A 13,379-nucleotide genomic window follows, 5' to 3' on the forward strand; every position below is an offset into this window, starting at 1 on the left:
CGGTGGTGGTAGCGGGGGGGGGGGCGGGGGCTTTGGGTCGTTGTGTTCTTTTTTCGTTCTTTGTTTTCTTTTTGGGGGTGTTGCTTCCCCTTCGGGGGGGGGGGGGGGGGGGGGGCTCCCCCCCCCCCCCCCGTGCCACACCCCTCCCCACCCTCACCCAGTTCCCAGTTTCCCCTCCCTCTCCGAAGGAGCGTTCCGTGCAACGCAAGCGAGTTCTGCCGTTGGCCGCCCTGCTGCTCTGCGCACCGGCCCTCGCCGGTACGGTGCCCGCCGCCGCGGCCGAGCCGCAGGGCGGGCCGGCGCCCGCACCGGTGCCCGCGGGCCCGCTGCGGATCCTGCTCACCAACGACGACGGCTACAACGCGCCCGGCATCCGCCTGGCCTTCGCGCGGCTGACCGCCGCCGGGCACGACGTCACCATCGTGGCCCCGCTGACCAACCAGAGCGGCGCCGGTACGAAGACGTCCAACGCCCCGTCCATCACCGTCCGCCACCCCGAGCCGAAGGTGTGGGCGGTCGACGGATCCCCCGGTGACTCGGTGAACTTCGGGCTCTCCGAGGTGTTCGAAGGGCGGGCGCCCGACCTCGTCGTGTCGGGCACCAACTTCGGTCCGAACCTGGCCGCGATCACCAATCACTCCGGCACGGTCGGCGGCGCCATCGCCGGACTGGACGCCGGTGTGCCCGCCATCGCCCTGAGCACCGGCGGCCTCGTGGCCCCCGACCCGGTGACCACGGTCAACGCGATGGGTCCGACGGTCGACTTCGCGGTCAAGCTGATCGACCGGCTGCGCGCGCGGGCCCGCTCCGGCCCGCTGCTGCCCAAGGGGGTCGGCCTCAACGTCAACCACCCCGTCATCGGCGCCGACGGCAAGGGAACCCCGGCCGGGGTGGCCACCACCTTCCAGGACGCGCAGGCAGTCCTGAAGGCCGACTACACCGACGCCGGCGACGGCACCTGGAAGGTCGGCGTGACGGTGGACCTGAAGACGCCGGCCCGGGGCAGCGACGTGGAAGCCGTGGCCGCCGGGAAGATCGCCGTCAGCCCGATGAACGCCGACTGGAACACCGGACCGGTCGACTTCGCCGTCACCGCGGCCCTGCTCACCGGGCTCCGCCCGTAGGCCTCCGCGCCAACCGACCCTCCGGGGGCGGGGCGGGGCGTCCCGCGCCCCGCTCCGCCCCCGGACTGCCCCGAACCCAGGAGTACGGATGCCACGGCCTTCGCACCGGACCACCCGGCTTTCCACCTCAAGACCCTTACTCGGCACGGTGCTCGGCCTCGCCGCGCTGATCGCCGCCGCGCTCCCGGCGGCGGCATCTCCCGCCACCCCCGCCGGAGGAGTTCCGGACGGCGCGCCCCGCCCGGTGGTCTCCGTTGCCCAGGGCGCGCTGCGCGGCCGCGCCCACGACGGCGCGCAGGAGTTCCTCGGCGTGCCCTACGCCGCCGCCCCGGTCGGGGAGAACCGGCTGCGCGCCCCGCAGCCGCCCCGGCGCTGGAACGGAGTGCGCGAAGCCGTCCAACAGGCCCCGGCCTGCCTGCAGTTCTCGCCGTTCGGGCTGAGCGATCCCTCGGCCGTCAGCGAGGACTGCCTGTACCTGGACGTGTACCGGCCCGGCCGGGCCCGCGCCGGGTCCCGGCTGCCGGTGATCCTCTGGATGCACGGGGGCGCGTACAGCCAGGGCACCGGCACCCAGTTCGGCGGACGCACGATGGCGGAGCTGACCGGCTCCGTCGTGATCAGCATCAACTACCGCCTGGGCCAGCTGGGTTACCTGGGCCTGCCCGAACTGGGCCGGGAGAACGCGCTGCGCTCCGGATCCTTCGGGCTGATGGACCAGATCCAGACGCTGCGCTGGACGAGGGAGAACATCGCGGCCTTCGGCGGGGATCCGGGCAACGTCACCGTCTCCGGCCAGTCCGCGGGCAGCGGTTCGGTGTGCGGGCTGCTGGCCGCCCCGTCGGCGGCCGGCCTGTTCCACCGGGCCGTGCTGCAGAGCGGGCCGTGCACGCTGCTGCGTACCCCCGACCGTGTGCGGGCCGAGTCCGAGGCGCGGGCCTTCGCAGTGGGCGCGGGCTGCCCCGATCCGGCGGACGTCGTGGCGTGCCTGCGGGCCGCGTCCGGGTCGTCGCTGGTGAATGCGGCCCGTACGCGGGCCACTTCGGGTCCCGCCTCGGGCGACGGGCTGCTGCCGCGGGATCCGGCCGCCGCGATCTCGGCCGGGGCCTGGAACAAGGTCCCCGTCCTGATCGGGAGCACCCGTTCCGAGGCGCGCTTCTTCGTCGCGCTGACCCAGCCCGGCCTGACGGCCGAGGAGTACGCGCAACAGGTCCTCGCGGGCTACGGCGCGGCCGGGCCTGAGGTTCTCGCCCGCTACCCGGTGGCCGCGCACGGATCCCCGTACCTGGCGCTGTCGGCGGTCCTGACCGATTCGACGTTCGCCTGCGAAACCGCCTGGACGGCCCAGTCGTTCGCCCGGCAAGTTCCGACCTTCGCCTACGAGTTCGACGACCCCGACTCGCCGACCCTGGCGGGCGCGCAGGTCCCCGGCCTGGACGAGTCGAACGCGCACAGCGCCGAGCTCGCCTACCTGCACGACTTCACCATGGGCGAACGGCCCCTCGCCTCCGTCCAAGTCGCCCTGTCGACACGGATGAAGCGCTACTGGGGTGCCTTCGCCCGCCACGGTGTTCCCGCCGTCGCGGGGCAGACCCCCTGGCCGGCGACCGGACCGGGCGGCACCGTACTGACGCTGGCGCCCGCAGGGGACCGGCTCGACCGGGCGTTCGCGGCCGAGCACCAGTGCGGCTTCTGGCGCGACCAGCCCTCCCGGCCGCTCTGACGGGAGACGAGACCCGGTGGTCCGTACGGGGGTGATCCGCGCTCGCGTCAACGCGTGAGCGCAGAGGTCATCCCTTGGTGATCACCGATTGGGCGGCGGCCCGGGGGGTGCCGCCACGCCGCCGGATGCCCCGAGGGCCACGGTCCCCACGGGCATCCGGCGGTTCCTTGCGTCCACGACGCGGGTGCGTGGCGCGCTGCGGCGGTTGATCGCCGCGGGGAAGGGGTCGCGCAGGTGCCAGCATGCCCGTTCGGGCAACGGAACTCGGGCGAAGCCGTTGCGCAGGCACGGGAACAGGCACGGAAGGTGGGCAACGTGACCGCTCGAGCGGTGGACGCGGAGGATCGGTCGGCACCTGAGGGGGACCGGCCCGCGGAATCGCCTACACCTGGGCATCTCGCAGAGGCAGAGGCAGAGGCAGAGGCAAAGGCCGGCGCCGGGGCCGCGGAAGCGAAAGCGGAAGCCTCCGGCTCTGCAGAGGCGGCAGGGGCCGCGGACCCCGCCCCGGCCGCGGACTCGACGCCGGCCCCGGACCCGGACCCTGCCCCGCCCACCGATCCGGCCCTGGTCCCCGCTCCGGCCCCGATCCCCGCTCCCGCCGCGGCCCCGGTCCCTCATCCCACCCCCGCCCCCGAGCCCGCAGCAGCCGCCCCGGCGGACCGGCGGCGCACGGACCCGGAGCTGCTCCTCGCGGCCTCGGTCCTGCTCGCGGACGCCGCCCTCACGGCGAAACAGGCGGGCGCCGAGCTGTCGGGTGCGCTCAGCAGCCCGCGGCTGGCGCTGGAGGCGCTGCGCCGCCCCGGCTGGGCCCTCGGTACGGCGGTGTCCTGTGCCCGGGCGCTGGCAGGCCCGTCGGGGCTCGGCTTCGGGTCCCATGGCGGACTCGTAGGGGAACTGGCCCGGTACGCCGGGATCGTGACCTACCGCCGGCCGGCCGCCGTGGCCCTGGCCGTGGACGCCTTCGCCCTGCGGATCAGCGCGACCGCCTCCGACCACCCCAACCTGGACTCGCCGCTCGCCAGGCGGCTGACCGATGCCGTGGCGGCCGGCAACCGGCTGGAGGCGCTGCGCGCCATGTACGCGCTCGTCGAACTCCTCGGGCTCACCCGCGCCCTCACCACGGTGAGCCCCGTGATCATGGAACTGCTCGCGCTGCTGAGCCTGCTCGACGAGAACCCCGTCAACGACGGCTTCTCCTGGGTGACGCTCGCCGGCGGGGTGCCGACCACCGATCCGCTGTTCGGGCTGCCGAGCACCCTGCTGAAGTACCTCAACCCCGGTCCCGGCCGGGCCGAGCGGGCCGAGGCCGACTCCATCCTGGCCAAGGTGCTGGGCACTTCCGCCAACGACATCGTCAGCTACGTCACCGACATCGGCGCCCTCGGCAACCACGGACTGGTCCTGCTGCGCCGCGTCGAATGCACCGACGGCGCCGTCCGGTACGTCCTGCTGCTTCCCGGAACGAGCTTCGCCCTGCTGAGCAACAGCACCCCGCAGGACCTGGTGGGTGCGTTCGACGGACTGCTGCGCACCGATACGACCTACACCCGTGCCGCACGCAAGCTGCTGCTGCGCGCCGGGGTACCGGCCGGGTCGGAGATCATGCTCGTCGGGCACAGCCTGGGCGGGCTGACCGCGATGAACCTCGCGGCCGACGTGGAGGTGTCCTCCCGCTACCAGGTGACGCACGTGATCACGCTGGGCTCGCCCATCGACGGCAAACGGCCCGCCGACCACACCACCCGGGTCATCAGCCTGGTCAACAAGCACGACGTGATCCCGATGCTCGACGGACGCGGCCCCGCCTCGCCCAACGGCATCCCCGACAGCTGGGTCGAGTTGGCCTGGCTGGACGAGTCGTACGACTACCCCCTGTCGCACGCCCCTCAGGCCTACTCGGACACCCTGCGCGGCCCCATGGCGCATCACCGGGAGAAGGTCAACGCGCTGATCGGCGCCTACGACGGCCGCATCGTCGGCAACCAGCCCTACATGCTGCGCGACAAGTGACCCCCGGAGAGCCCGAGATGACCGCTGCCACCAAGACGACCCCGGCCCCCGTGCCCCCCGCCCCCGAGTCCGCCTGGGCCCTGGAGAACGCCGTGTTCAGTGCGGCCATGGTCGCCCGGCGGCTGCCGTGGACCGATGGCCCGGCCCGTGCGCTGGGCCTGGACGTGCTGACTCGTGAAGGGGTCGTGCGGACCCTGCTCGAACACCTGAGGCGCACCCGCTCCGGGCGCCCGGTCCGGCTGCGCACCCCCTTCGGGGAGTTCCTCGTACCGCTGACCCCCGGGGTGTCCGAGTCCCTCCTCGTCCGGGCGGACGAGGAGGGGGTGTTGGAACCCGCCAGGGGGCTCACCGCCGGCGGGCACCGGTACGAACCGTCCCCGCACACCGAGCTGCCCTGGGAGGTCGCCGCACCCGACGGCGACCTGTCCGGCCTCGTGGCCCGGGACGTGGACGAGGCGGTCGCGGGCCGGCGCGGGGACGGCACCCTGGAGTGGCAGGGCTGGCACGAGGTGATGGCACGGCTGGGCCGACGCCTGGTGGCGGGCGAGGCGGCGGCCGAGGACACCCTGCTGAGCGCGATGGTGACCCGGGCCGCGGCGGCGGAGAGCCGCAGTGCCCGTGCGGAGGCGGCGGCCGCCCTCCGGCGCAGGACGTCCCGCTACCTGGAGAGCCCGGACCCCGCTTCCCTGGCCGGCCGCCTGGTCGCGGCCGGGACCTGTCCGGACACCACGGTGGCCGCGCTCGCCCACGCGCTCGCCCTGGTCTCCGAGGCCGCCTCCGCCACGGTCCTCCAGGCCCTGGCCCTGCACACCGTGGAGCCGGCGGCCGCCCCGGAGGAGGCCGTGGCCCGGGCGCTGCGTCACTATCCTCCGGTGGCGGCCTCCGTCCACCGGGTCCGCGCGCCGTTCGTCTGGGAGGGCCTCGGGATCGGCACGGGGACGGAGATCCTGTGCGCTCCGGGCTGGCTCTCGCCGCCGAAGGAGGCCGCCGGCCCGGGCATCTGGCCGTCGGCGCTGTGCGGAGCGCCCGGCGCGTGCGCGGCGACCCGGCTCGCGGTGCTCGTCGCCGAGGAGCTCGTCCGCGCGATCACCGCGGTCGCCCGGCCCTTCGTGGTCCACCCGAAGCTGACCGCCGGCCGGCTGCCGGGCACGCTCGACCCGCGCTCCCTGCTCATGGCGCTCGCGGAACCGCCCGGCGGGCCGGGCGACGGGCGGGTGACCGTGGGCAGCCCGTCGGCCGTACCGGTACCGGTACGCGGCTGCGCCCCCGTGGCGTACGGGGCTCTCGCGGGGGCCAGTGCGGAGCGGCTGGCGGCGCACGCGGAAAGCCTGGCGGCCTGCGCCGGGGCGGACGGCTGGGACCGGGACGAGGCGGGGGAGAGGTTCCGCATGATGCTGCTGGACCACGCGGGACGGTGCGCGCAGGCGGCCGACGGCGTACGCCGGGCCGCGCACCGGCTGGCGGACTGAGACGTGAACCGGGCCGCATCGGGGGCGTATCCGGGGCGGCATCCGCGCGGGCGCCGGGCGGCCCCCGGCACGCCGGGGCTACCAGAAGGGCGTCACCCGCCTGGCGCGCTCCCGGTCCACCAGGGACTGCACCGCGTCCCGGGCCTCGGCGCACAGCCCGCGGGCCGCGGCCGACCGGGCGGCGAAGGACTCGGGCCTGGGCGGCGCGGGGATCGGCTCGCCCACCGTGACGAGCCACTTCGCCGGCAGCGGGAAGAGCGGGGTGAGCGGGAAGAAGGGGAGGTCGAACAGGCGGGCCAGGGCCGGGATCTCGCCGAGCCTGGGGCAGGCCTCCTCGGCGCCGATGACGGCCACCGGAACCACGGGCGCCCCGGCCTGGACGGCGGTCACCGCGAACCCGGGGCTGAAGGGGCGCAGCCGGTAGCGGTCACGGAAGGGCTTCTCCAGACCGGACGTCCCCTCGGGAAAGACCCCCACGAGTTCCCCGGCCGTCAGATGTTCCAGCCCGAGCGTCGGATCGAGAGGAATGGCGCCCCCTTTCCGGGCATACGAACGAATGACCGGAAACCGGAAGACGGGGGAAGCGGACGGCACGCGCAAAGGGCGGTCCAGATGGCGGGCGAGTGCTTTGACGAGGACGAAGGCGTCGAGCCCCCAGGCCCCCGAATGGTTGGCCACGATCAGGGCGGGTCCTTCGGCCGGAATGTTCTCCCACCCCGTGATGTCGAGCCGGAAATAGTCGTCCATCAGCCAGTCGAGCAGCCGGTCGCAGGCGCCCTCACCCGCCTCTTCGAGCCGCTCCCGAACGTAACGGAGTTCCGCGCTTCCCGCCTCGATCACATCGTTCATGCTTTCCGACACGCGTGTTCTCCTTCACCCCTCGGCCATCTGCGTCACCCTGGCGCAACGGGCCGCGCTACCGCAAACGAGAGATTCCATGACCACCTCCGCACCCGAATCCACGATCGATCTGATCGGCGCGATCCTCATTGAAATGTTCGAATTCCCGGCCGAGGAGGTGCAGGGCGGCACCCTGATGCGGGACATGCTCACCGACTCGCTCATGGTGGTGGAGATGGCGATCGTCCTTCACGAGAGGCTGGGCATCAAGGTGGACGAGGAGGAGCTGCGCGCCCTCACCCTCGCCGAGTTCGCCGACGTCCTCGACGCGCGCATCACTGCCCTCTGAGGGACGCCCCCGACGACCGGGCGGCGGACGGTCCCCTCGGTACCCTGGTCCGATGACCGCAGAACCGCCCCCGGGCGGAGTGGAGATCACCCAGGCCGAGGCGGAGGCCAGGTGGGCGCACGCCTGGACCCCCGCCGAGGTGGCGGCCCGGCTCGTGGGCGTCCGCGCCCCCTGGTACGTCGCCGGGGGCTGGGCCGTCGACCTGTTCACGGGCGGGCCGCCCCGGCCCCACGGCGATCTGGAGATCGCCGTCCCGGCGGGGAGCTTCCCCGAGATCCGGGCCAGGTTCCCGGAGTTCGGCTTCGACGTGGTGGCGTACGACCGCCTCTGGGAGTTCACGCCTGAGGCTTCGGCACTCGGCCACCAGACCTGGCTGCGCGATCCGGCGAGCGGGAACTTCCTGGTGGACGTGTTCCGCGAGCCGCACGACGGAGAGACCTGGATCTACCGGCGCGACCCGTCCGTCCGGCTGCCGTACACCGCCGTGGTGTGCCGGACGCCGGACGGGATCCCCTACCTCGCGCCCGAGCTGGCGCTGCTGTTCAAGGCCAAAGCGGTCCGCCCCAAGGACCAGCAGGACTTCGCCCGCGCGCTGCCCCTGCTGGACGAAGCCCGGCGCACGACCCTGGCCGAGCTCGTCGAGCGGGAGCATCCGGGGCACGCCTGGCTGGCGGACCTCCGGCCGGGCGGCGCCCGACCGGCCGGAGGCGTTCCCGACGGCTCCGACGCGTCCGCCGGCTCCGAAGGGTTCGCCGTGTCCGACGGGAACGTCCGTCCCTAGCGTGCGCCCGCCGCAGCGTGGGCCGGTGCGGTGGAGGGCGCGGCCACCGTCGCCGCCGACGTGGCGTGCACGGTGTCGAGCTGGGCCTCCATGTCGTCGAGCGCGCTGCGCACCGCCGCGATCCGCAGCAGGAGCTCGTCCGCCGCGTCGGGCGGCGACTGCTTCGCCAGGAGCGCGGCCCGCTTCTCCTCCTTCTCGGCCTCGTCCTCCATCTCCCGCGCCTCCTCGAGGGCGTTGAGGACCACGCCGATCAGGACGTTGACCAGGACGAAGGAGGCGAAGAGCACGTAGGAGGCGTAGAAGAGGATGCTCAGCGGGGAGATGGCCAGCCCGGCGTGGACGGCGTCCCCGAGCCCTTCGAGCGTCATCAGGAGGAACAGGGTCAGCCCGGCCCGGCCGATGGACCCGTAGTGCTGCGGGTCGTGCTCGGCGAAGCAGATCCAGCCGATCATCGCGTACACGTAGACGATCAGCGCGCCCACGAACAGGAAGCTGACCGTGCCGGGCAGGCTGCGGCCCACCGCGACCAGCAGGACCCGCAGCTGGGGCATGAACCGGGCGGTCCGCAGGACCCGCGCCAGCCGGAGCAGCCGCAGGAGCGTGGTGTTCTCCCGGAGGAACGGGATGAAGGCCGAGGAGACGACCAGCAAGTCGAAGACGTTCCAGGGGTCTTGGAAGAAAGCTTTCGGCCGGTCGGCGTGCGCGCCGAGGCGGATCAGCATCTCCAAGGTGAAGGCGATCACGCAGAAGCGCTCGGTCGCCGAAAGGAGGCCGTTGTACTCGGCGGACAGGCCGCTGTACGTCTCGGCCCCCAGGAGTGCGGCGTTGAAGAGGATCACCGCGAAAACGGTGAGCGAGAACGCGGGCGCCTCGCACACGTCACGGCAAGGTGCGGCAAGCCTTCCACGCCAGGTGTCCACCGCGGTCGGGTCGGTCATCGTGCTCCCTCGTACGGGCCACCGGCCGCCCCCGGACCGCACGCGCCGGCTGCGCCGCGACGGAAGACGAGGCAGCCGAGGCGATGTTCATGTTCCGGGTCGTGTAACGCCGTACGGGCGAATTCGAGACGCCCTGGAGCGCTACATCGCCCGATCGGGGCCCCGCCCCGCCCCGCGGGGGCCGGGGCGGCGTGTGCAGGATGGGCGCATGAAGACGAGTGACGGTGGGACCGGACAGGCATGGGCCGCGTTGGGCGGCCCCGAGGAGCTGGCGGAGCGGGTCGGCTACCGGGGGCCCGGCGGGCTGGGGGACGGGCCGCTGCCCGTACGGGAACTCGCGCGGGCCACGGTGGGCGTGTGCGCGCTGGCCGCCGCCGAGCTGGCCGCCGTACGGGCCGGGGGGAACGCGGACGACGTGGCCCCGCTGCAGGTCGACGAAGGGGCCGTGGCCACGGCGTTCGTCAGCGAGCGGCACCTGCTCGTGGACGGCCGGGCGCCCGTCACCTTCGCGCCGCTGTCCGGCTTCTGGCGGGCCGCCGACGGATGGGTGCGGACGCACGCCAACTATCCGCACCACGAGACCGCACTGGTGCGCGTCCTGGGTGCCGGGACCCGGGAGGGCGTGGCCGCGGCGATCGCCCGGCGCCGGGCCGTGGACGTCCAGGAGGAGGTCTACGCGGCGGGCGGGCTGGCGGTGGCCGTGCTGACCGACGGGTACGGCGCACCGCAACCCCTCGTGGAACGCACGGAGTCGGGCGTGCCCGGGCGGCCCCTCGGGGCCATCGCCGCGGGCGCCGGACTGCCGCTGGCCGGGGTCCGTGTGCTCGACCTGACCCGGGTCATCGCGGGGCCGGTGGCCACCAGGACGCTCGGACTGCTCGGCGCGGACGTCCTGCGGATCGACTCCCCGGGGCTCCGGGAGTCGGACGACGCGTACGCGGACACCGGATTCGGGAAGCGCTCCGCCCTCCTCGACCTGGGGGAGGCGGGGGACCGGGCGGTGTTCGACGGGCTGCTCGCCGGAGCGGACGTGGTGGTCACGGGATACCGGCCGGGAGCACTGGAGCGGTACGGGCTGGGCGCGGCGGAACTGCTGGCGCGGCGGCCGGGGCTGGTGGTGGCCGAGCTGTGCGCGTGGGGCCCGCGGGGCCCCTGGGCGGGGCGCAGGGGTTTCGACTCGCTCGTCCAGGCGGGGTACGGGATCTCCGCGGCCTGCGGGGACGAGCGCGCCCCCGGGGTGCTGCCGGCGCAGGCACTGGACCACGGGACGGGGTACCTGGCGGCCGCCGGGGTGCTACGGGCCCTCGCGGAGGGCGGCGGGCAGGCCCTGCGGTTCTCCCTGGCGGGGACGGCGTCGTGGCTGATCCGCGAGGTCCCGCGGGCCGGCGCCGCCGAACCGGGGTACGCCCCGGAACCGTGGCTGCGCGAGACCGCATCGGGATACGGGCCGCTGCGGTACGCGGCTTCGCCGCTCGGGGGCCGGGCGTGGGACCGGGGCCCTTCCCGGTGGGGGACGGACCGGCCCGCCTGGCTCTGACCCGGGGCGGGGGACGGGGCGCGCACCGAGACGGGGCCCCGGCCGGGGTGTCGGCCGGGGCCCCGCGGGGAGGACTAGAAGTAGACGTTCCAGGTGACGTTGACCGAGGAGGACTTGCCCGCGGCGTCGGTCACGGTGAGGGTGCTGCCGCCGAAGCCCCAGGTGGTGGGGGAGCCGGTGATGACGCCCGTGGTGGCGTTGATGCTCAGGCCGGCGGGAAGTCCGGTGGCCTTGAAGGCGTAGGGCGCGGTGCCGCCGGTGGCCTTGAGGGCGAGGCTGACGGGCTTGCCGATGTAGACGGTCTGGTTGCCCGGGTTCGTCAGGACGGGGCTGGTGCCGGTGACGGTGCTGACGGTCCAGGAGAACGTGGCGGACGCGGTCTTGCCGGCGTTGTCGGTGGCGGTGACGGTCACGTTGGAGGTTCCGGCGGTGGTGGCGGTACCGGTGATGGTGCCGGTCGTGGAGCCGATGCTCAGGCCGGCGGGCAGGCCCGTTGCGGACCAGGCGTAGGGCGCGGTGCCGCCCGCGGCCTTGACGGTCAGGCTGGCCGCGGCGCCGACGGCGGAGCTCTGGCTGCCGGGGTTGGTCACGGACAGGGCCGTGCCCGCGGTCGTGATCGTCCACGAGAAGGAGGTGGAGCCGGTCTTGCCGGCGTTGTCGGTGGCGGTGACGGTCACGTTGGAGGTTCCGGCCGTGGTGGGGGTGCCCGTGATGGTGCCGGTGGAGGAGTCGATGGCCAGCCCGGCGGGCAGGCCCGTCGCGGACCAGGCGTAGGGGGCCGTGCCGCCCTCGGCGCTGTTGCGCAGCTCGGGTATCCGGGCGCCGATGACGCCGTTCTGCGCCGAGACCGCGGCGACGGTGACGTTGCCGGGCTGCGGGGTGGAGGTGACCAGGGCGACCTTGAAGTAGGTCAGGGCCTCGATCACGGGCTGGAAGATCGTGTACTTGTCACCACCGCTCGTGGAGCAGATGGCCGAGCCGCCGCCGGAGTGCAGGCCCACGGCCTTGCCGCCGGTCGCCGTGACGTACGCACCGCCCGAGTCGCCGCCCGCCGAACAGGCGCTGGAGAAGGACAGGCCGCCGATCTTGACGTTGCCGTAGTCCACCTCCTGGTTGACCTTCGTCACTTCGCCGCACCGCAGCTGGGTGGTCTGACCTGAACGGCAGATCGCGGTGCCCACGACGGCTTCGGCCGAGCCGGTGAGGGTGAAGTCGGGCTGGGTCCCGTACCCCGCGACCTTGGGCGCGAGGTTCCATCCGGTCTGGTCGACGTCGACGAGACCGAAGTCGCCCACCGGCCCGTTCACGCTGTTGCTGCCGCCCTTGTTGGACGTGCCCAGACGGGTGCCGTCCTTGCCGTAGGCCGCCTGGTTGGCGTCGTTGGTGCAGTGGCCGGCCGTCACGAACGCCTTGCTGCCGTCGCTGGTCCGGGTGGTGGAGAAGCCGATGGAGCACGGGCTCTCGGAGCCCGGCACCCACTTCTCGCCGCCGACCACGTCACCGCCCTGCTGCCGCGGGCTGCCGGTGGTCTCGGTGACGTGGACGATGCCGCCCAGGGCCCCGAGGCGGGCCACGAAGGCGTCGGTGGACGCGTTGCGCGCCGTCCGGTCGACCGTGACGTCGATCCGGTTGTTCCGGACGTCGGGACCCCACGACACCACACCCGCGATCCCGGACCCGATGTCGCGCGTCACGATGCGGGCGGTGGCGGCCAGTTCGGCCGGGCCGTACCGGGCCTGCCGGGCGACGGCGCCCGCGTCCCGTACCACCGCGGCGTCCGCGGCGTTGGTGACGGCGGCGTTCAGACGTCCCGTGGAGGAGTCGAACCACAGGCCCGCCACCCGGTCGCCGACCCGGCCCCGGATGAGGGTGGCCGCCTTGCCGGCCGCCGCTTCGTCGGTGATCCGGTCGCGGGCCTGTCCGGGGGTGAGGTGGAGATCGCGCTGCATGGCCTCGAAGACCTGCGGGGACACGGACGGTCCGGGCCGCGCGGCCGCAGTGGCCTGGGCGGGCAGGGCGCCGAGACCTCCGAGAGCGACGACGGCTGTGACCGAGGCCGCGGCAACTGAGGCCCACGTGGACCTGCTTGACAGATTTCGCACGGAAATCCCTTCATGGGGGGCGAACCGGAGGGGTAGGCCGGGACGGATGCGCGTCCCGTGGGGGAAGGACCCTTCACGTCCCCGGAGTGCGGAGGTCGGGGAGCCGCGCCTTCGCTCTCCGGGATGGCCAACAGAGTGATCCCGGGCCGGTGCCGCGAGCATCGGAGGAATCCCTTGCTGCCGAGCCGGCCGACCGCCGGCCACGGGCCGGTCCGCCGAGCCCGGCCTCCGGACCAACCCGCCTCGCCCCGGCCCGCGTTGGCCCTCCGAGTCGACCGGCCGGGGGGTGGGCGCGCGCGGCGGCCCGCGCCGACGCGCGTACGGCGCCTGGGACCCGGCGACCTGGACCCGACGCGCCGGGCCCGAGGCGCGGTGCGGCGGGCCGTCCGGACCGCGCCCCGCTCCTCCCGTGGAGGGTGCGGTGCTCCGGGTCTGCCACCCCGCACCCGGAGCACGGACGGCCCGCCGTGGCACCACCATCGCCGGGAGCCGCACCCCTTGGCATCAGG

At 74.1% G+C, this 13,379-nt stretch carries 10 protein-coding genes; 7 read left to right on the plus strand and 3 right to left on the minus strand.

Annotated features, from left to right (window positions below; all coding sequences use genetic code 11):
- Positions 1-197: 197 nt before the first annotated feature.
- From surE to ACFRU2_RS23910, 4 genes are all read left to right on the plus strand, one after another.
- Positions 198-1,124, plus strand: coding sequence for a 5'/3'-nucleotidase SurE (gene surE / locus ACFRU2_RS23895; protein WP_382975352.1), 927 nt, complete (start codon positions 198-200; stop codon positions 1,122-1,124).
- Positions 1,125-1,212: 88 nt separating this feature from the next.
- Complete coding sequence (locus ACFRU2_RS23900) at positions 1,213-2,844, plus strand: carboxylesterase/lipase family protein (protein WP_382975355.1); 1,632 nt, start codon at positions 1,213-1,215, stop codon at positions 2,842-2,844.
- A 315-nt stretch (positions 2,845-3,159) separates the two neighbouring features.
- Positions 3,160-4,854, plus strand: a complete 1,695-nt coding sequence (locus ACFRU2_RS23905) for a hypothetical protein (RefSeq protein WP_382975357.1) — start codon at positions 3,160-3,162, stop codon at positions 4,852-4,854.
- Between the two features lie 17 nt (positions 4,855-4,871).
- On the plus strand, positions 4,872-6,323 hold the full coding sequence (locus tag ACFRU2_RS23910; protein ID WP_382975359.1) for a hypothetical protein: 1,452 nt from the start codon (positions 4,872-4,874) through the stop codon (positions 6,321-6,323).
- Positions 6,324-6,401: 78 nt separating this feature from the next.
- On the opposite strand, the gene ACFRU2_RS23915 is transcribed toward ACFRU2_RS23910, so the two are convergent.
- Positions 6,402-7,184: a lysophospholipid acyltransferase family protein gene (locus ACFRU2_RS23915; RefSeq protein WP_382975362.1), complete on the minus strand. Its 783-nt coding sequence runs from the start codon at positions 7,182-7,184 to the stop codon at positions 6,402-6,404.
- Positions 7,185-7,260: 76 nt separating this feature from the next.
- Between ACFRU2_RS23915 and ACFRU2_RS23920 the strand changes: the two genes are divergently transcribed.
- On the plus strand, positions 7,261-7,512 hold the full coding sequence (locus ACFRU2_RS23920; RefSeq protein WP_382975364.1) for an acyl carrier protein: 252 nt from the start codon (positions 7,261-7,263) through the stop codon (positions 7,510-7,512).
- Positions 7,513-7,564: 52 nt separating this feature from the next.
- Positions 7,565-8,293: a nucleotidyltransferase domain-containing protein gene (locus ACFRU2_RS23925; RefSeq protein WP_382975367.1), complete on the plus strand. Its 729-nt coding sequence runs from the start codon at positions 7,565-7,567 to the stop codon at positions 8,291-8,293.
- On the opposite strand, the gene ACFRU2_RS23930 is transcribed toward ACFRU2_RS23925, so the two are convergent.
- Positions 8,290-9,231, minus strand: a complete 942-nt coding sequence (locus tag ACFRU2_RS23930; protein WP_382975370.1) for an ion transporter — start codon at positions 9,229-9,231, stop codon at positions 8,290-8,292. The genes ACFRU2_RS23925 and ACFRU2_RS23930 overlap by 4 nt on opposite strands.
- 208 nt (positions 9,232-9,439) lie before the next feature.
- Here ACFRU2_RS23930 and ACFRU2_RS23935 point away from each other — a divergent pair, with 208 nt between their 5' ends.
- Positions 9,440-10,768: a CoA transferase gene (locus tag ACFRU2_RS23935; RefSeq protein WP_382975373.1), complete on the plus strand. Its 1,329-nt coding sequence runs from the start codon at positions 9,440-9,442 to the stop codon at positions 10,766-10,768.
- 74 nt (positions 10,769-10,842) lie between these two features.
- Here the strand turns inward: ACFRU2_RS23935 and ACFRU2_RS23940 are convergent, their stop codons facing one another.
- Entirely contained in the window at positions 10,843-12,870 is a 2,028-nt protein-coding gene (locus ACFRU2_RS23940; protein WP_382975376.1) for a putative Ig domain-containing protein, read from the minus strand.
- Positions 12,871-13,379: the final 509 nt, after the last annotated feature.

The organism is Streptomyces sp. NPDC056883, assembly GCF_042788835.1.
Classification (GTDB): Bacteria; Actinomycetota; Actinomycetes; order Streptomycetales; family Streptomycetaceae; genus Streptomyces; species Streptomyces stoeckheimensis.

Excerpts from the sequence above, each read along its gene's own strand:
- ACFRU2_RS23900 (WP_382975355.1), top strand. The coding sequence starts at position 1,213 with ATGCCACGGCCTTCGCACCGGACCACCCGGCTTTCCACCTCAAGACCC.
- ACFRU2_RS23910 (WP_382975359.1), top strand. The coding sequence starts at position 4,872 with ATGACCGCTGCCACCAAGACGACCCCGGCCCCCGTGCCCCCCGCCCCC.
- ACFRU2_RS23920 (WP_382975364.1), top strand. The coding sequence starts at position 7,261 with ATGACCACCTCCGCACCCGAATCCACGATCGATCTGATCGGCGCGATC.
- ACFRU2_RS23925 (WP_382975367.1), top strand. The coding sequence starts at position 7,565 with ATGACCGCAGAACCGCCCCCGGGCGGAGTGGAGATCACCCAGGCCGAG.
- ACFRU2_RS23930 (WP_382975370.1), bottom strand. The coding sequence starts at position 9,231 with ATGACCGACCCGACCGCGGTGGACACCTGGCGTGGAAGGCTTGCCGCA.
- ACFRU2_RS23935 (WP_382975373.1), top strand. The coding sequence starts at position 9,440 with ATGAAGACGAGTGACGGTGGGACCGGACAGGCATGGGCCGCGTTGGGC.